The organism is bacterium, from assembly GCA_040754625.1.
Lineage (GTDB): Bacteria > JACRDZ01 > JAQUKH01 > JAQUKH01 > JAQUKH01 > JAQUKH01.
The window spans coordinates 1-24,523 of record JBFMCF010000058.1 but is presented as its reverse complement, the minus strand read 5'-3'; the positions used below and the strand labels follow the sequence as shown (position 1 = coordinate 24,523).

24 protein-coding genes are annotated in these 24,523 nt (G+C 36.4%); 2 read left to right on the top strand and 22 right to left on the bottom strand.

All coding sequences use genetic code 11. The features are described from left to right. Window positions 1-258 precede the first annotated feature (258 nt). From AB1498_04780 to AB1498_04770, 3 genes are all read right to left on the bottom strand, one after another. Window positions 259-606 (bottom strand): hypothetical protein, encoded by a 348-nt coding sequence (locus AB1498_04780; protein ID MEW6087598.1) that lies wholly within the window; start codon window positions 604-606, stop codon window positions 259-261. A gap of 188 nt (window positions 607-794) precedes the next feature. Beyond that, on the bottom strand, window positions 795-2,483 hold the full coding sequence (locus AB1498_04775; GenBank protein ID MEW6087597.1) for a cation:proton antiporter: 1,689 nt from the start codon (window positions 2,481-2,483) through the stop codon (window positions 795-797). A gap of 9 nt (window positions 2,484-2,492) precedes the next feature. Then, window positions 2,493-3,086 (bottom strand): TetR/AcrR family transcriptional regulator, encoded by a 594-nt coding sequence (locus AB1498_04770; protein MEW6087596.1) that lies wholly within the window; start codon window positions 3,084-3,086, stop codon window positions 2,493-2,495. Window positions 3,087-3,404: 318 nt separating this feature from the next. On the opposite strand from AB1498_04770, the gene AB1498_04765 reads away from it, so the two are divergent. Next, entirely contained in the window at window positions 3,405-4,229 is an 825-nt protein-coding gene (locus tag AB1498_04765) for a GGDEF domain-containing protein (protein MEW6087595.1), read from the top strand. 174 nt (window positions 4,230-4,403) lie between these two features. On the opposite strand, the gene AB1498_04760 is transcribed toward AB1498_04765, so the two are convergent. From AB1498_04760 to AB1498_04675, 18 genes are all read right to left on the bottom strand, one after another. Continuing rightward, complete coding sequence (locus AB1498_04760; GenBank protein MEW6087594.1) at window positions 4,404-5,588, bottom strand: sodium:proton antiporter; 1,185 nt, start codon at window positions 5,586-5,588, stop codon at window positions 4,404-4,406. A gap of 17 nt (window positions 5,589-5,605) precedes the next feature. Then, window positions 5,606-6,523, bottom strand: coding sequence for a patatin-like phospholipase family protein (locus AB1498_04755; protein ID MEW6087593.1), 918 nt, complete (start codon window positions 6,521-6,523; stop codon window positions 5,606-5,608). A 48-nt stretch (window positions 6,524-6,571) separates the two neighbouring features. Continuing rightward, on the bottom strand, window positions 6,572-7,618 hold the full coding sequence (locus tag AB1498_04750; protein MEW6087592.1) for a mechanosensitive ion channel family protein: 1,047 nt from the start codon (window positions 7,616-7,618) through the stop codon (window positions 6,572-6,574). Between the two features lie 39 nt (window positions 7,619-7,657). Continuing rightward, window positions 7,658-8,872 (bottom strand): glycosyltransferase, encoded by a 1,215-nt coding sequence (locus AB1498_04745; GenBank protein MEW6087591.1) that lies wholly within the window; start codon window positions 8,870-8,872, stop codon window positions 7,658-7,660. Window position 8,873: 1 nt separating this feature from the next. Continuing rightward, window positions 8,874-9,545: a DUF5752 family protein gene (locus tag AB1498_04740; protein ID MEW6087590.1), complete on the bottom strand. Its 672-nt coding sequence runs from the start codon at window positions 9,543-9,545 to the stop codon at window positions 8,874-8,876. Continuing rightward, window positions 9,546-10,283, bottom strand: coding sequence for a trehalose-phosphatase (gene otsB / locus AB1498_04735; protein MEW6087589.1), 738 nt, complete (start codon window positions 10,281-10,283; stop codon window positions 9,546-9,548). Window positions 10,284-10,349: 66 nt separating this feature from the next. Then, the gene (locus AB1498_04730) at window positions 10,350-12,581 is read right to left on the bottom strand and encodes a trehalose-6-phosphate synthase (GenBank protein MEW6087588.1); all 2,232 of its coding nucleotides are present in this window, start codon (window positions 12,579-12,581) and stop codon (window positions 10,350-10,352) included. Between the two features lie 262 nt (window positions 12,582-12,843). Next, on the bottom strand, window positions 12,844-13,299 hold the full coding sequence (locus tag AB1498_04725; GenBank protein MEW6087587.1) for a methylated-DNA--[protein]-cysteine S-methyltransferase: 456 nt from the start codon (window positions 13,297-13,299) through the stop codon (window positions 12,844-12,846). Window positions 13,300-13,313: 14 nt separating this feature from the next. Next, window positions 13,314-13,958, bottom strand: a complete 645-nt coding sequence (locus AB1498_04720; protein MEW6087586.1) for a M23 family metallopeptidase — start codon at window positions 13,956-13,958, stop codon at window positions 13,314-13,316. 43 nt (window positions 13,959-14,001) lie between these two features. Next, entirely contained in the window at window positions 14,002-14,283 is a 282-nt protein-coding gene (locus AB1498_04715; protein MEW6087585.1) for an acylphosphatase, read from the bottom strand. A gap of 91 nt (window positions 14,284-14,374) precedes the next feature. Then, entirely contained in the window at window positions 14,375-15,607 is a 1,233-nt protein-coding gene (locus AB1498_04710) for an aspartate kinase (protein ID MEW6087584.1), read from the bottom strand. Between the two features lie 13 nt (window positions 15,608-15,620). Next, complete coding sequence (locus tag AB1498_04705) at window positions 15,621-16,874, bottom strand: cofactor-independent phosphoglycerate mutase (GenBank protein MEW6087583.1); 1,254 nt, start codon at window positions 16,872-16,874, stop codon at window positions 15,621-15,623. After that, entirely contained in the window at window positions 16,874-17,935 is a 1,062-nt protein-coding gene (thrC, locus tag AB1498_04700) for a threonine synthase (protein ID MEW6087582.1), read from the bottom strand. Before thrC ends, AB1498_04705 begins: the two co-directional genes overlap by 1 nt. Before the next feature lie 6 nt (window positions 17,936-17,941). Next, window positions 17,942-19,225 (bottom strand): homoserine dehydrogenase, encoded by a 1,284-nt coding sequence (locus AB1498_04695; GenBank protein MEW6087581.1) that lies wholly within the window; start codon window positions 19,223-19,225, stop codon window positions 17,942-17,944. A gap of 45 nt (window positions 19,226-19,270) precedes the next feature. Continuing rightward, window positions 19,271-19,771 carry a SoxR reducing system RseC family protein gene (locus AB1498_04690; protein MEW6087580.1) on the bottom strand — a complete coding sequence of 167 codons (501 nt, stop codon included), beginning with the start codon at window positions 19,769-19,771 and terminating at the stop codon, window positions 19,271-19,273. A 13-nt stretch (window positions 19,772-19,784) separates the two neighbouring features. Then, on the bottom strand, window positions 19,785-20,354 hold the full coding sequence (locus AB1498_04685; GenBank protein MEW6087579.1) for a Gx transporter family protein: 570 nt from the start codon (window positions 20,352-20,354) through the stop codon (window positions 19,785-19,787). Continuing rightward, window positions 20,335-20,697 (bottom strand): NusG domain II-containing protein, encoded by a 363-nt coding sequence (locus AB1498_04680; protein MEW6087578.1) that lies wholly within the window; start codon window positions 20,695-20,697, stop codon window positions 20,335-20,337. The genes AB1498_04685 and AB1498_04680 overlap by 20 nt, the downstream gene beginning before the upstream one ends. A 20-nt stretch (window positions 20,698-20,717) precedes the next feature. After that, window positions 20,718-22,106: a right-handed parallel beta-helix repeat-containing protein gene (locus AB1498_04675; GenBank protein ID MEW6087577.1), complete on the bottom strand. Its 1,389-nt coding sequence runs from the start codon at window positions 22,104-22,106 to the stop codon at window positions 20,718-20,720. Between the two features lie 130 nt (window positions 22,107-22,236). On the opposite strand from AB1498_04675, the gene AB1498_04670 reads away from it, so the two are divergent. After that, entirely contained in the window at window positions 22,237-22,833 is a 597-nt protein-coding gene (locus AB1498_04670) for a TlpA disulfide reductase family protein (GenBank protein ID MEW6087576.1), read from the top strand. Window positions 22,834-22,856: 23 nt separating this feature from the next. On the opposite strand, the gene guaA is transcribed toward AB1498_04670, so the two are convergent. After that, the gene (gene guaA / locus AB1498_04665) at window positions 22,857-24,401 is read right to left on the bottom strand and encodes a glutamine-hydrolyzing GMP synthase (GenBank protein ID MEW6087575.1); all 1,545 of its coding nucleotides are present in this window, start codon (window positions 24,399-24,401) and stop codon (window positions 22,857-22,859) included. Window positions 24,402-24,523 lie beyond the last annotated feature (122 nt).

Here is a 24,523-nt window from a genome sequence, read left to right as displayed (position 1 = left end):
AATTAAGCCCCAGAATCAAATTCAACCTATAACCTATCTACTCCAGACTATGGTTTATTTTACCTATAATCCAGAGTTTTCACCTAACACTTTTGACTTTTAATTTATCGTATCATCTCCTTAAAATTATATGAGCAGTCGGGGAGTTTTCCCGACTGTTCACCCTGAGCAACGCGGAGGGTCTCTTGTATATTTTTAGATCCTTCGTCACTTCGTTCCTCAGGATGAGTGGTCGAAACACCCCGACCCCTCAAATAATTATTTATTTGTTCCCAAATATGTAGACATATATCCTTTTGTAAAATAAACAATTATCCATAAAACCAATGAAAATATAATAAGTTTAACTGAATACTTCTTCCAATCTTTTATGGTTGCAGGTTCACTTTCTATGGTTAAACCGTTTAAATACCGAATATCTATATATCGCAAAATAACAAGGCATATGGTATTTAGCAAATAAAATACATTAAACAACATAATTGATTTAGGATTATTAGCAGCAATTTGCACAGCTAAAAGAATAGTAGTGAAATTGCCAATTATCATCCAGTAAAGCCTGATAAGAAAACCGGTTGATGATGTATTATTACTTTTGTTTTTCATATAATTGCCCTTTCTATTTGATTAATATACAAATAAAAAAACCGCCACACTGTACTTACTACAGAATGGCGGCCCGACCAGTCCAAATCCTTCAGAAATTTAGCTATTTCTGAACCCTACAATTATTTATATACTTTATCGGCTTTTACATTTATTCTTTTAATATTTTTGACAAAATCATAAATAAATCACGTCATTGAAGCAATTTTTTGTTCAACTTCAATCAATTTTACAGATACAAAGCTTTCTATCTCCCTTTTTTCAATAAATCCTGATAAAACCGACTTTTCATCGGCAATAGACAAATAATCAATGCCATATTTTTCCATAATTTCTTCAGCTTCTTTTAGAGAAGAATCAGGAAATATTTTTTTGGATATAACAGGTTCCATAATATCATGAGCAAGAATAATGTTACCAGCTTCTGCGTGGGCATATGATTGCCTTATACTATCCAACGTTATAACCCCTTTCAATTTTCTGTCAGTATCCACAACCGGATAATTGTGGTAATTGCTGTTACTGAATATTTTAAGTATCTCTTTTAATTGAATATTTTCATTTATAAAAGGTGGATTTTTATCTACAATCTGGCCAATAGTGGTTTTTCTGAGTATATCATCCTCTGTTATATTCAAGCCATCTTCCTGTGCTTTAACAACAGCATATTTAACGCAAGGCGGACCTAATAATTGTACTACAAAGGTGGTAAGCGTAATTATAACAATAATAGAATCCCCTATTTGGCCGGGAAAAATTTGTGAAGCAAGAATAGAAAGGCCAATGGCTACACCCGCCTGGCTAAAAAGACAATACGGAAGATATTTCATAACAGTTGCCGGTGCGTCTGAATACTTTGCTCCCAAATAAGCACCTGCCATTTTGCCAAAAGTCCTGCCTAAAACATAAATAATCGCGATAAATAGGACACTCAAGGATGTTACCTGTAAATCAAATTTTGCGCCTACAAGAAAAAAGAATAATATATAAAATGGCGTCGCAAACCCAAATGTCAAATTGAATACATCCTTGCTTAACCGCGGTTCATAATTTACTAACACAATACCCATTGTCATCGCTGCCAAAAGCATATCAATTTCCATTATCAACGCCGCTCCGAGAGCAAAAAGGATACTGCATAAAGAAAAAACAAGTATTTTCTCTTTTTCCGCGTATTTTCTAAGTATTTTTATAAGAATAAAGCCGAATATAATCCCGACTAAAATACCTAACACGATTTCATAAACAGGTTTGCTAATTGCTGAGTAAATAGAAGAACGTGTTCCAAGCATACCCGGGGCAATACTGGACGCGAATGCGAATAAAAGCAAAGCTAATCCGTCATCTAATGCAACAATACCTAAAATAGTTGTTGTCAGCGGGCCCTTCGTCTTATATTCCCAAAGCACATCGGTAGTTGCCGCCGGCGCTGTGGCAGAAGCAATTGCTCCTAACAATAAACCGAGAGCCCAATAGTAAACACCCCCGCCAAGGACTAAATTCCCCAATAAACCCACAAGAATAAAAACAATAATAAACGCGGCAAGCCCTTCCGCTAATAATATAATTATAAGGTGCCTGCCATAGCGCTGAAAAACTTCTTTTTTAAGCTCCCCGCCGATCATAAAGCCTATCAGCCCCAGAGCAAAATAATTAAATGGTATTAACGCTTCGATTATATTCTTGTTGATGATATTTAATCCTGACCGTCCGAATATAATACCGGCAATGATATAACCGACGACCTGGGGGATTTTCAGTTTTTGAAATATTTTTCCTCCTATTGCCCCCGCAAATAATATTAAACCAAGTAAAAATAACACATTTGTATGTATGCTTGATATTTTTCCAAAAGTGGATGCAAATCCTTCAACCATCTCGGCCCCTTATGCAATTATTCCTTTTATATATATATCAAAACAATTTTTAATATGTTTTCCCCTCAGCGAATATTTATAACCGTTTAAAGCCCATATTGTAACAAGAGACTGCACCATACCAAAAAAAACTATGCTTGCAGAGACGGTATCTATATCTTTTCTGAACTTTCCTGACAAAACTCCATCAATGAGAATCTCTTCTATTTTTTTTAAATATTTATCAACAATTTTGAACATTTTTTTTTGTAGGGTTTTATTATGTAAATTAAAAGTCTCGTTTATGACAATAAAAGACACACCCCTTCTTTGCTCTGCGTAAGAAAGGTGATACAAAAAAATATTTATTAATTTAACCTGAGGATTATTCACTTTTTTAGCCGCAGTTTCGATTATATTTAACAGTGTATTTTCAATATCCTCTATTAATAAATTAATTATTTCTTTTTTGCTTTTAAAATGCCTGTATAAAGCCCCGTCTGTCAACTTAAGTTCTTTCGCTATTTCACGGATAGTGAGCCGTTCAATACCCTGTGTTACAATAATCCGCCGCGCGCATTCCGCTATTTCGTGCTGTTTTGATGTATATCTATTTGCTTCCATAAGTTTATAAGTAAGTAAACGTTTACTTATATTTGCACTATAACATTAAAAAAACAATTTGTCAATATTTTTATTGAGGTTAAAAATGAATTAGTGATCCGGCTTTTTATTCCTTCCTAAGCTCATTCTCTTTGACAATCTTTGATAAAAATATCGGGGCAATCGTTGCCTTAATAGACTTATTCGTAACTCTATAGTAAAATTGAAATTATTTTAAAATATTTAATCATAGGGGAAAATGGATGTCAATAATTTTATGATTTTCATTATGGTTCGGTTTTTATGTTATAAATGCCTTTCTATCACTTGAGGTTTTTTATGTTGAAGCTTAGCAAAATAAAACAAATTATATTATTTATTATACTTTTGGTAATATCAATCGCAGTATTTTTATTTGATATATACTTAACTAACGATGAAATTCGATTGCTTTTGCCTTATATTATAATAATTTATTTTAGTGTTTGGTATCTTGGCTCTAAAACAGGTATTTTCTTTTCATTGTTAGCAATTTTGTTTTGGTCTATTGCATACATAAATAGCATTGGGGATCATAATATAAATAATATTTTCAACGTTATTATTAAAATATTTTTTATTGGTATTCAGTATTTTATAATAAATAATTCCAGAAGAATTTTTCTGGATAATGAAAAACTTGCGCAAACGGATTCTTTAACAGGCATTATGAATCGCAGGGCGTTTTATAATATGTTAACTTATGAAATTGAAAAAGCCAAACGCGAAAATAGTATTTTATCACTTGTATTTATAGACCTGGATAATTTTAAAAATATTAATGACACTTTTGGCCACAAAACCGGTGATGATCTATTGAAAATATTTTGCAGTGAAGTAAAAAATATGATAAGAACTACTGACGCATTTGGAAGGATGGGCGGTGACGAATTTGCGATTTTATTACCGAAAAATAATGGATCAGAGACTTCATTATTTGTAAAAAGGATACAGGATAGAATTATACCAATATTTATGGATAACCATTGGGATGTTACACTAAGCATCGGTGTTATTACAACTGATAAGCCGGTAGATGTAGATGATTTAATACATCAAGCCGATACACTTATGTATAAGGTTAAAAATAAAGGAAAAAATAATATAGAATACAAGAATTTATAAGGCGAGGCGGAGACTTACATGCAATACTTAAGTGAGGAACATATACTTATTTTTCTTATACAGATATATTTTGCCAAATATGGTTAATATACTTGGCAGAATAACGCCTTTAAATGTGCCGATTTTTTGATATTATTTCTATTATTATTTGCCATAATAATTTTAGCTAAATGTTCATGCTTCGTGTATTATGTCCTTTTTTGCCCGTATAATTCCACCTGCCATTATTAGACTTGTGATAAGAACAATTAAAACTAAAAGTCCCTGATTAACTACCGGAATTTTAAAATTATCAGGTATACTAAAATACAACAATATACTTATAAGTCCCCGGGGAGCAATGAATAGTTCAGGTATAATATCAGTTTTGGTTATAAATTTTAAATATATAAAACGGATTGTATATATAGCAAAAAGTATTAAACAACCATATATTAAAACAGCTAATTCTTTAAGTTCCTTAATATTTATTGTGAAACCAAATAAACTAAAAAAGAACGTTCTGACAAGAAAGGCACTTTCAGCGGAAAATTGAGATAACTGATATAAATCATTTGAATAATTGGAATAGAGAAAATGGTCCTTAAAAAAAGGAAAATTTATCTGGCCAGCGTTATTAAGAAATAGTCCAAATGCAAGTATAATAATCAGGGAAGATAAATGCAACTGTTTTCCTACCGCAAAAGATAGTATGAGAATTGAAATAATCAAAAAGAATTTAACAGGATGAACAATTCGCCCAATGAGAAAAAGCAAGATAAGGCAAAATAATGCAGATATAACTATAATGGTTAAAATATCAATCCCCAACTTTATAAATGCATTAGAATTAAATATGTTGTTATACAAGATAAAATCAAAAATAATTATACCGAGTATATCCGAGAAAGATGATTCGTATACTACAAACTCTTTTTTTTGCGGTTCGATATTTGCAGCTGACGGTATGGCAATAGCTGAACTAATAATACTTAATGGAATTGAGTTTACAATGCATATATAAAATGGCGACCCTGTAATCAGCATAATAATTATAGCAATTGTAAAAACTGTCATTATTAATATAAAAAATGCTGAGTAAAAAGTTGCTTTGATTAATTTATTTTTTGTTGAATTATACTTTAACTCTAACGTTCCTTCAAAAACGATTAATATTAAACCTATCGTTCCTACTGTTGGAAGGATTACTGAAAAGTCAAAAGTTTTAATTCCAAAATAATCAACTATTGTCTGTCCTGCAATACCTAATAGAAGCAGAAGTACTACTGATGGAAATTTCGTTTGTTTTGCAAACAAATCAAACAAATAAGAAAATATTACAAGCCCGCTTAAAATTATAAGAATTGTATAAATTGTCATTATTACCAACCGTTTTTTTATTTAATATTTAATAATTTTTTGATATATATCTTTAATTTATTTTTATTTAATCTTTCCTTTAAATTAGAAAATTTTTCTTTTATCGCTTCTTCTCCTTTAACGATACAATAATCTGCCATTGAGAAATCTGCCCAATTCATGTTAGAAACCTGGGGGTTGATTAAAAAATCACACTGAGCTATATTTTTTTTATTGATCCAATGTGCCCTGATATAGTCAATCTGGAAAATAATATCTACTCCATTTTTTAATATTTCTCTGCGGTTCAAACCTTCTACGTCCACACCAACAACAAAATCAGAACCAAATTTTCTTGCCTCTATAACAGGAACAAGGCTCAAAACGCCTCCATCCACTAAAAATTTTCCATCTATTTTTACAGGCGGGAAGATACCGGGAATTGAAGATGATGCTAATACTGACTTTAAAATATTCCCCTTTTTTAATAATATGCTTTCTCCGCTAAATAAATCTGTAGCAACACAGGCAAAAGGGATTTTTGTATCATTAAAATCTTTTTCTGGTGGGATTAATGTTTTAATCAGATTTACTAAAGTATCTGAGTCAATAAGCCATTTCTTAATTCCTCTTAAATTCCATTCATATATTTTATTGACAAAACTTATAAATTTACCTATTATTATTTTTTTTCTTTTAGATTCTGAGCCCGCAGAAAAATGCATTAAATCTTTTATCTCATTAGAGTTTATTACTATTTTCAATTTTTCTTCGATATAATCAATATCTTTATATAGACAATATGCAGCGCCTACGATTGCCCCCATGCTTGAACCAACGATTAAATCTATGGGAAATTTTTCTTTATGTAAAACTTTAAGCACACCCAAATGGGATAAACCTCTTACTCCACCGCCCCCCAAAGCTAACCCGACTTTTAATTTACTTTTAAACATATGATTTGCTATTAGAATATAAGAATATAAGAATATAAAATGCAAATGTTAAATGCCTTTTTCCTGTTCTGAATTTATTGCCCGAATCGGATATGGAATTACTATACCTTCCTTTTTATATCTTTCATGTAGTTTTTTTACAAATTCATGTTTTATTAAATACTGGTCTACAAATTCCTTTGCTCTTAGAATTACAGTAAAATCTACACTTGAATTTCCAAATGTATGATAACGAATGAATGGTTCAAAACCGGGGACTCCCCCGGGGATTTCTTTCATTATTTCCTTTGCTGCTTCACAGGTAATTTTTTCCACTTTTTTGAGATCGCTTTTGTAATGAACTCCCAAATTTATTAAAACAGCCATTTCTTTATCCGGCAAATAGTAATTTGTAATAATGGATTTTGTCAGTTTTTCGTTTGGTATAAGAACAACATTATTGGGAAGCATTCTGATTTTTGTAATTCTCCAGTTTATATCAGTAACATACCCTTCCTCGCCTGATTCAAGCTTAATGTAATCACCGATCCTGATTTGTTTTGCTGCAATTATATAAAATCCCGCAAAAAAATTTGATAGTGTGTCCTGCAACGCCAATGCAACCGCCAAACCGCCTACTCCCAGTGTTGCCAGAAAGGGAGTTATGGAAATACCGAGGATGTTTAATATTAGTAATACACCTATTCCGAATATTATTATTCGCGCAATATTTTGTGTAAGGCTGGTAACAGGCAATGCGGCTTCAACTTTTCCTGAATACGTTTTGATAAAATTCCTGCTGATATTTGCCAAAACAATCGTCACGGAAGCAATGCCGAGAACAAGTAATATTTTCCCCGCAATATTAACGTAATTTGCTGAAAGCTCAGATAATTGCAGGGCAAAATATATGCCTATCATCAAACACCAGATTATAAAAGGACCCTTTATGGCAGAAATAATAATATCATCCAGATAAGTTTTAGTGTTTTTGGCGAAATGAATAAGCCTGTTAAACAGGATTTTTCTTGAAATATACCCTATAACCAAACTGGTTAAAACAATTGCGAAAGGGATAATAAACTGTACTAATTCTTTAGGATAAACTTTATTCATAATTTCCACCTTTTCTTTTACTTGCTTATTAGAGTATCTCTACATATAAACGATATCTTCATTATGAAACAATGAAAGAAATAATAACAAATAATCCTTTAAATGCCTTGTGATCAAATAATTATTCCTTATGTGTTCCCTGCCGTTTTCCCCCAATTTTTTCGCGTATTCAGGGTTGTTTAAAAGCTGTTTAATGGCAAACGCGGCACCATCAATGGAATGGCAAAGCATGCCGGAATGTTTGTGCGCTATTTGCAGGGGGATGCCGCCCACATTAGAGGCAACAACAGGCTTTGATTTCCAGAGCGCCTCGGCAACAGTCAAGCCAAAACCTTCTTTAATAGACTTTTGGACAATAATTGTTGACGCTCTCTGCAAAGCGTTAACCTCTATGTCGTTGTGAGACAATAATAAAATATGTATATCTTTATCCTTTTCCGCCTTTTCTTTTACCTCCTCAAAAACTTTTATTCCCTCTGGATCATCAGCGGCGGTACCCCCGGCAAGAACAAGCTTACAATCTATATATTTTTTTACTTTCAGATATGCGTCTATGACCCCTACAGGGTCTTTTAAACGGTCAAAACGTGAAATCTGCGTGATAATAGGCTTATCTTTTGCGATACCGTATTTTCTCAATACTGAGTCAATGACTTCCTCAGGCAGTTCTTTATTTTTATCACTTAAAGGATCAATGGAAGGAGAAATCAAAAATTGCCTTACCGGGAATTTTTGCTTTGAAAAACCGGGTGAGGAAAAAACAACAGCGTCATATTTGATTATATAATTCATCAAAAAATCCCATACTTTTCTATCGGGGTTAGACACATCAATATGGCACCGCCAAATCCATTTGTTGCCGGATTTTTTATTTACCAAAGTTACCGGCTGAGGGTCATGTATAAAAACTATATCACTGTATTTTGTGATTTCCTCCATATTTTTCCGGGATGTCTCCATAAATATATCAAAATCATCCTCGCTAATAACCTCTTGTTTGCCGTGCAGCGCATTATGGAATTTTTTTGTCACGTCAAAATACTTTTCGCCTCCTTTAATCACATCCCATCTTGTGTTGATGGCAAGTCCCTTCATCAAGGGGACCATTTTATTCAATATCTCAGCCACGCCTCCTCCCACCGAAGTGGAATTAATGTGCTGGACAGACTTACCTTTCAATTTTTCCGCAATAAGTTTCAGGTCATCTATAACAGGCTGGCCTACAATTGATATATAGTCTTCTATTTTCGTCATCTTACAATTCCGCCTTTTTTTCCACTATTTCAATTAGTTTTTTCCTCAAAGCCTCCAGTGTATAGGTGTAAGGATCAAGCTTTGAAATTTTTCCCGCCAGTTTTTTGTCCCCTATGGCGTTTTCCACCCAGTTTGAAAAATCATTTACACCCTTTTCAAGCCTTAAACGCGCTTCGAAAATATGAAAATATATGGAATCGATTGTTATCTTTCCTAAAATATCAGCGAATTCCCTCAAATTATACGCAAAATAATTGGTAGGCAGAATAAAACTTATTGATTTAATAAAATGGAATTCCTCATTCGCGTCCGCGAACCTGTTTCTCACGGAGGGATTATTTTTTATATAATCTTCCATGACATATATGATTTTTTCACGCAGTGAACGGATGGTTGAAAATTGTACCGTATCAATACTCGCGAGCCTTTCTCCAAGGTCGTCATCCCCTAATATTTCCGTGACCCAGTAAGCGAAATCATTCGGCGGTTCCGGGGACAAATATTGATGCTGCTGCAAAAACCTGTGTGTGTGGTGATAAATGGAAGAACCCGGCACATGTTTAACCAGTTCAGCCATCTGTTCCAGATTGGCGGCTTTCAATCCGGTCAATTCGGTCAAATGCAGCCTCGTGTAAAATCTGAACGGATCTTTGGCGTTTTTCAATTCGGGCATTTATTTGTTCCTCATTGTTTCCAAAATATGTTTAAGTATTTTCCTTACTTCCACGGTATTTTTCAAATAATATTCCGCTTTTGAAAACCCGGGATCTCCGATAAATACCGTTATGCCTTTATCCTTCAACGCGTCAAACGCGTCTTCATCGGTATTATCATCACCAAAATAAAACGGCAAGATGGTTTTATTTTTTAAAAAATATCCCTGTTTTTTCAAGATCCACGATACGGCTTTTCCTTTATCCCATTCAATTGGAGGTACTATTTCAAATACTTTCTTGCCGCATCTCAATTTTATTTCATTTTTGACCTGGTAACCCGAGGCAATATCGGAAATTATATTTTTTACCAGAGGGATATGTTTTTTATTTACAAGCCGGTAATGTATACTTAAAGAATATTTCTTATCTTCTAACAATATCCCTTTTATTTTTGATAAATTCCGCTCAACATCATTTCTAATTTTCCCAAGGACTTTTTTATATTTCCGCGAAAGCGGGATTTTGCGTTTAAGCCCTCCGCCGCTTATTTCAAAACCGTGATTACCCGAATAAACAATACCCTTTACTTTTATTTTGTTTTTCAAATCTTTGATTTTCCTGCCGCTTATAACAACAATTTTACAGCCGGGTGCTCGCGATAATTTTCCCAGTAATTCCTTTGTGATTTTCGGGATGAACGCTTTATCCGGGGTCCCGGCGATAGGCGCAAGCGTCCCGTCAAAATCAAAAAACATCAATAGATATTTTCCTTCCGATATTTTTTTAATATAATCCAACTTGTGGAATAAATATTTCATCACTCAACTTTTACCTAGGGCCGTTAAATCCGTAATAATGTTTCCCGCCCATTTATAAATATTATTTTCACTTACTATTTTGCGCATATTTTTCATCCGTTTTGTTTTCTCATCCGCGGGCATTTCCAAACTGTATTTTATCGCTTCCGAGAATTCTTCAATTGAGTAAGGATTGATCTGGACCGCGTCGGCCAGTTCCCTGGCCGCGCCCGCGAAACGGCTTAAAATCAGCGCCCCGCTCATGTCGCTTTTTGACGCGATATATTCTTTCGCGACAAGATTCATGCCGTCGTGCAAAGAACTTACAATGCAAAAATCGGACAATATATAATAAGGCCTTATTTCTTCAGGGGAAAAGTGCCTTTTCAAATAGATTATGGGTTTCCAATTTCCGTCTGAATGTTTCCAGTTTTTCTTTTCAACAAGGTCGTCTATTTCCGCCATTAAATCATGATAACGTTTAATATGTGTCCGGCTTGGCGCCGCAATCTGGATAAACACAAATTTATTCTTGTATTGTGGATTTTTATCCAAAAACCTGTCTATAGCGAGTATCTTTTCAATTAATCCTTTGGTATAATCAATCCTGTCGACCCCAATACCGATTATTTTATCTTTCAAATTCAACTCGTTCCTGATTTCTTCCATCTGTGAAATTTCATTTTTGGCAACATCGCTGTTTTTAAAATCCACGCTTATCGGGAAAGGCCTTATAAAGGTTTCGATATTATTCCGGATGACACTGAATTTTTCAGTATCGACGCGGCTTTCGATCAACCTGTTTGCTGTGTCGAGAAAATTATTGCAATGTGATTGCAGATGAAAACCTATAAGGTTGCACCCAAGCATGCCGTCCAATATTTCCTGCTGGTAAGGACATATCGCGAAAACTTCCGGGTTAGGCCATGGTATATGCCAGAACAACGCGATAGTGGCATCCGGACGTTTTTCTTTGATCATTTTCCCTAAAAGGGTAAAATGGTAGTCCTGTATAAATACAAACGGATTTTCCGAAGGTAATTCTTCCAAAATATTTTCAGCGAATTTCCGGTTTACTTTTTTATAAATATTCCAATCGGTCTCTCTGAAAATAGGCCTTGTATGAGTGACATGGCAAAGCGGCCATAAACCTTCATTTGAAAAGCCGTAATAATAACCGTCTTCCTCTTCTTTTGTAAGCCAGACTCTTTTTAATATATAGCGTATATCTTCAGGCGGGACCCCTAATTTATTTTTGGAATTTACAAATTTACTATCCGCGTTTCCGGCCCCGTGGGCAATCCATGTTCCGCCGCAGGCGCGTAAAACCGGGTCAATAGCCGTAACCACGCCGCTCGCGGGCCTGATTAAAACTGCCCTCCCGATTGTTTCATCAAAAACATGCATAAAAGGTTCCCTGTTGGAAACAACAAATAACGCGTTTTCCCCAAGTTTAGCCTGGACAAGGTCTCTTAATTTTTTTTCTGTCCATAACTCTTCTTTTTCTAAACGTTTTTTGGCCTCGTCTGTCACGACCTTGCGCGCGACCCTCAGGCTCAGGGCAACCTGTTCCACTTCACTTATAAGTTTTCCAAATTCGCCTTCTTCCTCAAAAGGTCTTAATTTATCGATTTCACCCTTCTGGAAATGTTTAAGCCAGTCTGTAACCCGGCGGACAGGTAAAACAAAAATCTGCCTTTGAATCAAAAGAGTAATAATGGTTATTGATATCAGTAAAATACTTAATGTGATGGTTATCCTTTTCCATAATTGTGTTAATGTTATAAACATATATGAAGTATCGTAAATGACTTCAACAAATCCCAAAATGTTTTGTTCATCACCTAAAACAGGCAAAATATAACTATAAATGGAATATTCTTTAGATTTATCTAATTTATCTTTTGATTTTTTTGTTATCGTTATATCAATTAAATCCGGTTTATTGATATTTCTCCACTCGAATATTTTTTCCGTAATAGCAAAAATTTCCCCCTTTTCATCATAAATCACGCAGCCCTGGACCCTTTCTCTTTTTTGAAAACTTTCAACCAGTTTATGCGCTGATTTCAGGTCTTTGTTAATTAAAATATGCTTGGCGGACAATTCCACGCTTTCAGCTACCGCCCGCGCTTTCCTTTTTAGTTCGTCCGTTAATTTTTCTTCTTCGTAACGGACCTGCAGGAACCCGAATGCCGCGAAAATAATGGTTATAATGATTAAAATCGGCAGTGTAAACAATAATATTCTTTTCACCCCGCTCTTCCTTTCTTAATTTAATTTTTTAGTTTTAATATAATACTAATCAGCCTTTCTACCCCGTTCTTCCTATTTTTATCTTTAGGAAGGGCGGGGTTCATATTTCATTTTCCCGGCGGTGTTTGCGCCTCCAAAATAAAAAGGCCTCAATCCGCGTTTTTTATTATGCGCAGAATAGCGGCCCGACTATCCGAATGCCCTCCAAAAATAAAATATTTTTGGACCCTGAATTCATTATAAAGTAATTAACAAAAATATGTCAAGGATTTTCTAATAAAAGCAGGATTTTCTTCCATTTTTCACCGGCGGAAAACCCTCCCGGTTTCCCTGTCTTTTTTATAACCCGGTGGCACGGTATAATAATCGGTACCGGGTTTTTGTTCAGGGCATTGCCTGCCGCCCTGCCGGCCCTGGGATTCCCTGCCTCACTTGCTATTTGTGAATAGGATTTCGTGTTTCCATATGGAATCAGCCTTGTATTTTCCAAAACATTTCTCTCGAAATCCGTTAAACCATCAATATTGATTTTATATCTTTTGAAATCTATTTTCCGCCCGCTGAAATATTTTAACAAGTCATTTTTTAATCTATTATAAACCTTATAATTTTTGTCTCTTTTCTGCGGGGAGGTGTTTAACTTTATGTCAATTATAGTGTTTATCAAATATTCAATCCTCACATAACCCGATTTTGTTTTTACCTGGAACCAGAACATATGATTTGCCTTATCTACGGCAGGCAATCCAGCGGATTAATCGCCTCACCGTTGCATCGAATTTCAAAATGCAGATGGGGCCCCGTGGACCAGCCGGAACTGCCCATCAGGGAGATGACCTGTCCCTTTTTGACCTTTTGATTTTCCTTGACTAAAATTTTGTGATTATGTCCGTAAACCGTTATGAAATCTTTTTCGTGCTTTAAAATTATTACATTTCCAAGCCCGCGGGGACGGGATTCGACAAGTGCCACCTCACCATCATAGGCGGCAAATACCTTGGTACCGTAAGGAGCCCCTATATCAATTCCCTTATGCGGTATCCCGAATCTAAAACCGAATTTTGACGTTAACTGCCCCTGTGCCGGCCAAATGAATTTCAGAGGTGGATTTTTCTTTTTGCTGTACGACGGTTTTTTCTTTTTATAAGCGGTACTATACTTTTTCCAGGACGGCAGATAAATTTTTTGCCCTATCTCTATGTTTTTGGGATTCTGTATACGGTTATACTGTATAAGGCTTTTTGGCGGAATATTGTATCTTCTCGCAATTGAATATAACGTATCGCCTTTTTTAACAATATGATAATCTTTTGACGCGGCTTCTTTCCGGTAGTACCGGCTGCTGCTCCCGCACCCGGTATTTAAAAACAATAACACAACGGCCAATAAATATATATAAAAGAAGAATACTTTTTTTTTACTAAAATCTGACTGAAAACCCTTTAAATTCTTCTTTATATTTATCCTCACTTTTAATAATATCCCTCACTATGGCCATTGGAGGGCCTTTCCATAATTCACTGATAAAAGACTCAATATTGTTCCTGTTCCCTTCTGCGGCAATTTCCACATCTCCTGTCGGCAAATTTCTTGCGTAACCTCTAATGTTATACTGGTGTGCCATTTCTTCTGCAAAAGACCTGTAATAAACACCCTGCACCCTGCCCTTGACAATTAAATCCACTCTTATATTTTCGGACATATTACGGTTTTCCTTAATAATATCAAATTAAATGAACCATGGGGGGATTACTTTATGCGAAAAAAATTATCATAATGATGGGAATATTAATTTATTTTCCAAGATTGAACTCTTTATGAATAACCTGGAGCGCTTTATCGGCATCTTTCTGGCTTACGACACATGAAATTTTTATTTCAGAAGTGCTTATCATCTGGATATTTATGCCGGCGTTACCAAGTATCCGGAACATCCTTGCCGCGACACCTGAATGGCTGCGCATACCGATTCCAACCGCTGAAACCTTTGCTATATTTTTATCATAGATGACTTTTTTTGCTTTCATTTTTTTCGCGGTATTTTCCATTATCTCAAGTGTCTTATCTAAATCGCCTTTCATGACTGTGAAAGAAATATCATTTTTACCATCTTCTCCAGCACTCTGGATAATCATATCCACAACAATATTCCCGTCCGCCAGCTCCCCGAAAATTTGCGCCGCGATCCCGGGCCGGTCAGGTATATCGATAATTGAGACCTTGGCTTCATTTTTATCGCATGCTACACCGCTTACCAGAATCTTCTCCATATTTTTATTTTCCTTTCCATATTTTTCTTCAGACAAAAGCATTGTTCCCTTATCTTTTGAAAAAGTTGAACGGACCCTTAAGGGTATATTATATTTTTTTGCTATCTCCACTGAACGTGAATGAAGGACCTGTGCGCCCAGGCTTGCCAGTTCCAGCGTTTCATCATAAGTTATATAAGAAAATTTTTTCGCGTTCGGGATTATCCTTGGGTCAGCAGTGTATATGCCGTCAACATCGGTATATATTTCGCAAAGGTCCGCCTTCAGCGCGGCGGCAAGGGCAACAGCAGTTGTATCCGACCCCCCGCGCCCTAATGTGGTTATGTCCTGATTTTCATCAATTCCCTGGAACCCCGCGACAATAACAATTTTATTCTTTTCAAGTTCTTTATGAATTCTATCAGCGTTTATACTTATTATTTTGGCTTTCCTGTGGATATTGTCGGTAATTATTCCTACCTGCGGGCCTGTAAATGATATAGCTTCGACACCCTGGTTATGAATAGCCATTGCCAAAAGAGCGATTGATACTTGTTCCCCGGTTGAAAGAAGCATGTCCATTTCTCTCTCACTTGGATTTTTTGTGATTTGTTCAGCAAGGTTTATTAAATCATCCGTAGTGTCACCCATGGCCGAAACAACCACAACAACGCGGTTATTTTTCTTCTTGTCCGCGATAACCCGTTTAGCCACCAGTTTGATCCTTTCCGCGTTACCTACCGATGTTCCCCCGAACTTTTGAACAATAAGAGCCATGTATCCCCCTGTGCTAATGTAGGGGCGAGGTATGCCCCGCCCCTACAAGTATTTCAATCAATTTCCATCCATCTTTTACTATAAAATCTGATTTTTTTGCTTCTCTTTCTGAAAAAACTTCAAATTCATCAGGCTCAATTCCATGCCCGTAAATAACAAAAGGGACTGGTTCAGAGCTGTGTGTTTTTAATGAGATAGGAGTATAATGATCCGGGAGCAATAATATTCTGACTTTTCCCAACCCGCCGATTTTATTTAATATGGTCCCCACCAGCTTCTGGTCAAAATCCTCTATCGCTTTCATTTTTAAATTAAGATCGCCCATATGACCCGCCTCGTCAGGCGATTCGACATGTACAAACACAAAATTATTCCTTCTTAAAACTTTTATGGCAAAATCAGCCTTAGCTTCATAGGCGGTATCTATAAAACCCGTGACACCGGGAACCTTTAACGGCTTTAACCCGATTAATTTGCCGATTCCCTTGATTAAATCAACCGCCGTTATCACCCCTCCGGTCAAACCGAATCTGTCTTTCAGGCTTGGGAAAGAAATACTTTTGCCCTGCCCCCATAACCAGATCATGTTTGCCTCTAATTTAGCGGTTTTTTTTCTTTCAATATTCACTTTATGTTTATGAAGAAATTCCCTTGAAGCAAACATCAGCTTTTTAATTTGGTCAGAACCGTTTCCTTTTGGAAGATAAAATTCTATAGGCTGCCCTGTAATATCATGAGGAGGAACACAATTTATGCCATCGGGAACATCACTGCTTACCATTAAATGACGGTAACTGACACCGTTGTAAAATTTTATTTTATCACTTGATAAATTTTTATTAATAAAAGTTATTAACTTTTTAGCCTCCTGGTTAGTGATATGCCCCGCAGTAAAATCATTCATCGTCCCGTTCTCAATATTTACAAGATTACATCTCCACGCGGTCTCATTATTTTTTAATTTTATTCCCATGCTGGCGGCTTCCAGCGGCCCGCGGCCTGTATAGTATTTTGCCGGCTCATATCCCAAAACATTTAAATTCGCGACATCACTTCCAGGCGGCACTTTATCAGGAATGGTTTTTACTAATCCCACCTGTCCCTGCCTCGCGAGGAAATCCATATTAGGTGTTTTTGCCGCTTCAAGCAGGGTCTTGTTCCCAAGCTTAGCCTGCGGATAATCCGCCATTCCGTCACCTACAATTATTATGTATTTTACTTCATTATCTAAATTTTGACTTTTGGCTTTTGACTTTTGATTTTTCATTAATATCCCAACACCTTTTTAAGAGAGGTTATGTTCGCGTCTGCTAAAACCGGCTTTTTAATTGAGGAAATCGCCCTTTGAGGGTCTTTTAATCCATGGCCGGTAAGTATGCACACCACCTTATCATTTTTTTTAAAAATTCCTTTTTTATTTAGTTTTATCATCCCCGCAACTGAGGCCGCTGAGGCGGGTTCAACAAAAACACCTTCAGTTTTTGCCAATAACTTATAAGCCTGCAAAATCTCATCGTCCGACACATCATCAATTAAACCACCCGATTCGTCACGCGCTTTTTCAGCCTGTTTCCAGCTCGCGGGGTTCCCTATTTTAATCGCGGTAGCAATAGTTTGGGGGTCATCAATCACCATTTTATTGACGATTGGCGCAGCGCCTTCCGCCTGGAATCCGCACATTTTAGGCAATTTATCTATTTTGCCCGATTTCTTATAATCCTTATAACCTTTCCAATAAGCAGTAATATTTCCGGCATTTCCGACCGGTATGCAATGATAATCGGGAGCTGTTTCTAAAACATCGCATATTTCATACGCGCCTGTTTTCTGGCCTTCAATCCTGAAAGGATTTAAAGAATTGACAAGTTCAATAGGATATTTCTCCGACATCTCTTTCACAAGTTTCAAGGCATCGTCAAAATTGCCACGGATTTCAACGACCTTTGCTCCATGTATTAAAGCCTGCGCCAGTTTCCCCATTGCCACGGCGCCATGGGGGATTAAAACAACCGATTCCAACCCTGCACGGCCGGCATAAGCTGCCGCGGACGCGGAGGTATTCCCTGTTGAAGCACATATTACCGATTTCATTCCTTTCTCTTTTGCCTTTGAAATGGCTAAGGTCATACCGCGATCCTTAAATGAACCGGTAGGATTTAAACCCTCATACTTAAGAAACAACTTGAAATTAGCATTCAATAAGTTAACGAGATTCCAAGCCTCAATTAAAGGCGTATTTCCCTCCAGAAGCGTTACAACCGGTGTTTTTTCTGTTACCGGTAAAAACTCACGAAATTTTTCAATTATTCCCGGCCATCTAAATGACATTGTTTATTACCTTTCCACCCTGATTAAAATTGTTTTGTCTTTAATTATGTCAAGCTTATTTATCTCGGTTAATGCCTTTTGCATGTCCGCTTCATATGCTTCATGCGTAAGCATTACTATCGGGACCTTATTCCCTGCGGACCTTTCTTTCTGCATTACGGACGCAATGCTGATTTTAAAATTTCCGAGTATCCCCGATATCTTGGATAATACCCCCGGCTGGTCCAATGTTGTAAACCTGAGATAATATTTCGTCAAAAGGTCTTTTATGTCCTGAATATTTTTAGGATTTTTTTCAAAGTAAATGTTGCTGTTTCTTAAATTTGAATTTTTATTAACAATCTCCATGATATCACTCCAGACCGCGCTTGCCGTGGGCATTTGCCCCGCACCCTGGCCGTAATACATTGTGGGCCCGACTGAGTCGCCGTTTATATATATGGCATTAAAAACTCCATCTACTGATGAAAGAAGGTAATCCTTAGGCAGCATTGTAGGATGCACCCTGGCCTCAATCCCTTTTTCAAAATCTTTTGCTATTGCCAGGAGTTTTATGCAATAACCAAATTCATCCGCGTATTCAATATCAAAAGAATTAATTTGTGAAATCCCTTCGCAATATATTTTATCCAGGGGGATTGGCTGTCCGAACGCCATAGATGACAAAATGGAGAGTTTATGCGCCGTATCGATTCCCTCTATATCAAGCGTGGGGTCCGCCTCCGCATATCCGAGTTCTCTTGCCTGGTTAAGACAGGCTTTAAAACTTTTTTTCTCATTTTGCATTCTTGTTAAAATAAAATTTGCCGTGCCGTTCAGAATACCGAATATTGATTTTATCCTGTTTGCCGCAAGCCCTTCCCCGAGAGAACGTATAATCGGTATTCCCCCTCCTACGCTTGCCTCGAAACAAATACTCACTCCATTTTTATACGCAGTATCAAAAATTTCCTTGCCGTTTTTTGCCAGAAGCGCTTTATTCGCGGTCACAACGTGCTTTTTGTTTTCCAAGGCCTTTAATATAAATTCCTGTTCAGGATGTATTCCGCCTATTAAACTGATAACAATTTCAATGTCAGGATCTGAAATTATCTCTTCCGGTTTTGTTGTTAATTTCGCGGGGTCAATATCAACCCCGCGCGGCGTGGTAATATCAAGGTCCGCGATCTTCTTGATAGTCAAAACTGCCCCTGTTTTACTCTCAATAAGCGGTTTATTTTTGTTGAATATTTTTATTACACCGGTCCCGACCGTACCCAGCCCTATTAGTCCCAAATTTATATTTTTCATTTTCGCAAAAATATCATATTTCCTGTTTTTTGTAAAGCATAAATATCACATTTCTTTAATTTTATCTCCGGTAATTGTCGTTTTTTTATTCCCCCCTCCGTTACCACTGTCAAAATTTGATTCACCTCCTGGAATCCTAACGGGGTTTATTTTTACTATGCCCCTCTTTTTATAGCTTTTATCGAACCGGCCGACATAAATATATGCTGCCGCAAAAAAAATAAAACCGGATATAATTTCAAAAACTTCCTTGAGTTTTGAGAAAGAAAATATTCCTGATAGAATTGCGCCGAATCCAACCCCCGATATAAAAATAATTACAGGAAAAAGATACAGCATAAAAAAACAAAGGAGTAAATTCCGGCCTTCTATTTCCACGTAAACCGGATCTCCGGGTGAAAGGACAAAATCAGACTCAACGTCCATAGTCATACCCTCCTTGCCCCTGTCACACAAATTACAACTATGGCAGGACGGTTTTGAATCAAGCCGGATTTTTAACAAACCATTCCGGCAATCTATGACTTTCCCTTTTTCCCTGATCATTTTATTCCTTCTATCACCAGTTAACCCTTTTTCTTGTATTTATAAAAACAGGTAAAGTTAATCTGGCCAGATACCCGACAAAAAGACCTGTCGGCAGTGACCAAATAAGCATCAAAGACAAAAAATATAAAATGTTGTCCCATGAAATATGGAGCTGCTTTAAAAAAAGGATATACGCCACACCCAATTGTGTAAGGTTATGGACTAATGCCCCGATTAAACTCACGCCAACCAGGCTGAACTGTCTGGAAAATAAAATTAAAACCAGGCCCATTACAAATGTGCTCATTAGTCCGCCTGACAAACTCAAAAAAAACCCCGGGCTTAAGAAACTTCCAAGCAAAACAGACACAAGGATTATTCTTAAAAAAGATATTAAAACAGCCCCTCTTAACCTGAAAAAAACAAGAGATAATACAGTGATAACATTTGCCATTCCGAGTTTCACCCACGGCAGCGGCCTTGGTATCGGTGCTTCAATAATTTGAATGATTATTCCCAGTGACACCATTAAGGAAATTTCAATAATGGTTTTTATCCTGGAATTGTTATTTCCCGTGTTTTTACCTTGTAATCCCGTCAAATTCCTTTTCCTCTCCTACAATTTTTATTACTACGCGGTTTGGAAGGCAGATGATAGACTCCCCGCTCTTGTTTATCCATCCCGAATTCACGCAAAGCTTATTTGGACAGGATGAATCCAGCACGCGGACTTTTCTGCCGCTGATTTCTATTTTCAGCCAGCCGTCTTTCCCATGATTGTCAAAAATCATATTTTGCGGGAGTTTTATATTTTTTTCTGTCTTTCCGTCAACTTCAACAACTACAAATTTTTCAATGTTTTTTGATAAATCGAATAAAAAATAACAACCCAGTATTAATGCTACCACAATAAGGATTAAGCTAATGTCCGGTTTTGTCAGCATAATAATCTTTCTAATTCTATCTATTTTTTACCTGCTTCCATAATTTCTTTATTTTCCCATTTTCTGAAATCTACTTTATCCCGCGTATAATCTTTTCCTTCTATTTTGCAAAATTGTTCCGAAAAATAATCATATATTTTTTTCACAGGAAAACCAAAGCCTTTTTTATCCATTTCTTTTGTTGTCCATTCACCCCAGAAGTTCCCGTTTGCGTTAACTAAATCGAAACCCCCGTTTTCTTCCCGGATTTTTATTTCTTCTTTTTTCCAGATATTTTTTGTCCATTCGAAAGATTGGTTTTCTCCAAGTTTTACGTCATATCCAGATTGATTACAAATATTGTTCCCGTTAATCCTGGGATAGGAAGAAAATTCGCACAAAATTCCTATAGTGTTTTTACTAATTTCATTTTTTAATATTTCAATATTGGAAGAACGGCCGCAGTATATCCCGAATTTATTTTTAACAATATCGTTATTCGTTACTTTGCCTTCAGTCCGTTCCCAGGTAAAAATACCGTATTCATTCCTGGATATCGAATTATTATTCACATTCATAACGGACCTTCTCAATGAAAATATTCCGTATTTATTTTCCTCTATGATATTTCCCGTTATTATACCGGCAAAAACAGTCAGTTGGTGTATGCCGTAATTATTTTTTTTAATAATATTATTGTCTATATTTGCCAGGGCATCAAGGTTGTTTTTTATCCCATAGTTATTATTCACTATCACATTTTTAAATATTGTTGAATTTGAACCTTTTTCGCAGTTAATCCCGCAGTCTGAATTATTGGTTATTACATTGGAAACTATATAAGGACTGCTTTTGGAAGAACAGATTACCGCTGTCTTATTATCGCTTATTTTATTTGCATTTATTTCAGGCGAGGACTTTTGCCACAAACATATGCCTTTATCGTTTTTGCTTATTATAGTATTGGAAATTAACGGAGATGATAATACGCAAACAACAGCTTCATAAGCGTATTCTATTTTGCAGTATTTCAATATGCCCGAATTATCCTCGCTGTGGAACTCAATTCCATGCCAGTCGCCCGCCTGCGGGTTTTTCTCCCTGGAAGTAAAAACAATATAATTCCCGGGACTACCTTCGGCAATTAACTTCCCTCCTTTTTGAACATATATCCTGTTATCCCCGAATCCGAACTGTTTAAAACCCCTTTTTTGGAAACGAACAATTGTTCCCGGTTTTATTGTTAAGGTCATATCTTCCGGGACAATAATCTTATCTTCAACTTCAATTATACCTTCCCAAAAAGTATCGCCTTCCAGTTTCCCGTTTACCTTTTGAATGTTTTGAAATAAAGGTGCCTGCCTGGAAATTGCGCAACCAGCCAAAATAATAGTGATGCATATTAAAAAATTTTTAACATTGAATTTCATTATATGATTTTAACTCATTTTGACAAAATATTATAGTGAAAAACATCCTGAAAAAACTCAAAAATTTCGCTTGATTTTAATATTATTTCCGGTATAATATTTGAGTTTTGTAATTTATCAGGAGGTTTTAATGTTTTCAAACGCCAAAATGTTTTTAAAAATCGGCGGGATTTCTTTAACATTGTTCTCGATTTGTATTTTCTTTTTAAACAGCAATGCTGTTTATTGCCTGAACAGGCTGAAAGAAGGGCAAAAAATAGAATCATTTTCCTTAAATACCCTTAATGGAGACAAGTTAGATATTAATAAATACCTGGATGGAAAAAATGTGGGAATTATTTTTTGGGGGATTCCCGAGGTTGACAATTATATAGATTATTCTAAAGAGGCCTTAAAAACTCTTGTAAAAATGTATAATGAATACAAAAATAACGATTTGCAGATTATTGCAATCTATTGCCCGCATGAAGACGAGGCAGTAACAGAAAAAGAAAAAGGCGAAATTTACAAATTGGTCAATGAACTGGACATTTCTTTCCCTGTCCTTTTGGATTCCGAATTAAAAGTATTTGATAAGTTCGGAGTGGTCGCGGTGCCTTCTTTTGTTTTAATCGATAAATCGGGCATTGTAAAATATATATTGCCCGGGTACCCGCCCTATTCAGCGGAAAAAGACATTAAAAAAGAAATTAAATATATCCTGAATGTTGATAAGATGGGAAGTTAATGCTCTGTATTCAGAAAAGTATTTTATTCCCATTCAATCGTGCTCGGCGGTTTGGAACTGATGTCGTAAACCACACGGTTCACGCCTTTTACCTCGTTTATAATGCGGCTTGATATGTTCTGTAAAATCTCATGAGGCAGTTTCACCCAATCCGCGGTCATACCGTCCTCGCTCTGGACAGCGCGGACCGCCACAACATTTTCATAAGTTCTTGCATCACCCATTACACCCACTGTTTTAATAGGCAAAAGCACGGCAAAAGACTGCCATATTTTTGAATAAAGGCCTGCTTTTTTTATCTCTTCAATTACTATCGCGTCAGCCTCGCGCAAAATATGCAGACTTTCCGGTCTAATGGGTCCTATTATCCTGACGGCAAGGCCAGGACCTGGAAACGGCTGGCGGCTGATAATTTCATCAGATATCCCAAGCTCCCTGCCTAATAACCTTACCTCATCTTTAAACAACTCACGAAGCGGCTCAATAAGCTTGAATTTCATTTTTTTTGGCAGGCCTCCCACATTATGATGCGATTTTATCTTTACTGACGGGCCGTTAACGGAAACACTTTCTATAACATCAGGATACAATGTTCCCTGTGCCAGAAAATCTATTTTCCCAAGCTTTCCGGCCTCTTCTTCAAAAACACGGATAAATTCCCTGCCGATAATTTTTCTTTTTTTCTCGGGGTCTGTTATATTTTTCAATTTTTTCAGAAACCTGTCTTCCGCGTCTATATAATCAAGATTGATCCTGAAATGCCCGCGGAATGTGTTTACTACTTTTTCCACTTCATTTTTTCTCAATAACCCGTTATTTACAAAAAAACAGGTAAGCTGGTTCCCGATTGCAAGATGTATTAAAACTGCCGTGACTGAAGAATCCACGCCGCCGCTTAAAGCGCAAACCACTTTTTTACTGCCAACCTGTTCTTTGATTTTTTGTATAGAATGGTTTATGTAAGATTGCATGGTCCAATTAAAAGAACATTTACAAATTTTCCCTATAAAATTTTCAATAATCTTTCTGCCCTGAGGCGTATGAACAACTTCGGGATGGAACTGCAATCCATATATGTTTTTATCTTCATTTTCAATGGCCGCCACAGGCGTGTTCGAAGTTTCCGCAATAGTTTTAAACCCGTCCGGAAGGTGTGATATGGAATCACCGTGGCTCATCCAGACATCAGTCTGTCCGTGTAATCCCTCAAAAATACCGCTTTTTTGATCAACCTTAATTTTTGCCAATCCATACTCATGTTTTTGCGCCCTCTCAACCTTTCCTCCAAGCAGATGAATGGTCAACTGCATGCCGTAACAAATCCCCAAAACAGGGATCCCCAAATCAAAAATATTTTTATCACAGCTTGGCGCATTTTTGTCGTAGACGCTTGCAGGCCCCCCGGATAAAATAATTCCCTTGCAGTTTATATTTTTAAGTTTATTCAGCGCTATGTTAGGCGGATATATTTCACAATATACTTTATGTTCTCTTATACGCCTCGCGATAAGTTTTGTATACTGTGAACCGAAATCCAGAATTGCAATTGTTTCCCGCAGACTTTCCATTGTTTCTCCCCTTTTCTTCTGCCATTTACGTTTTACGGCTTGCTATTTACGATATTTTATTCCATTAGGCCTGGACGGTCAAGAAGAATCAGGAAGTTATTTTAACAATTCAAAGTTATAAC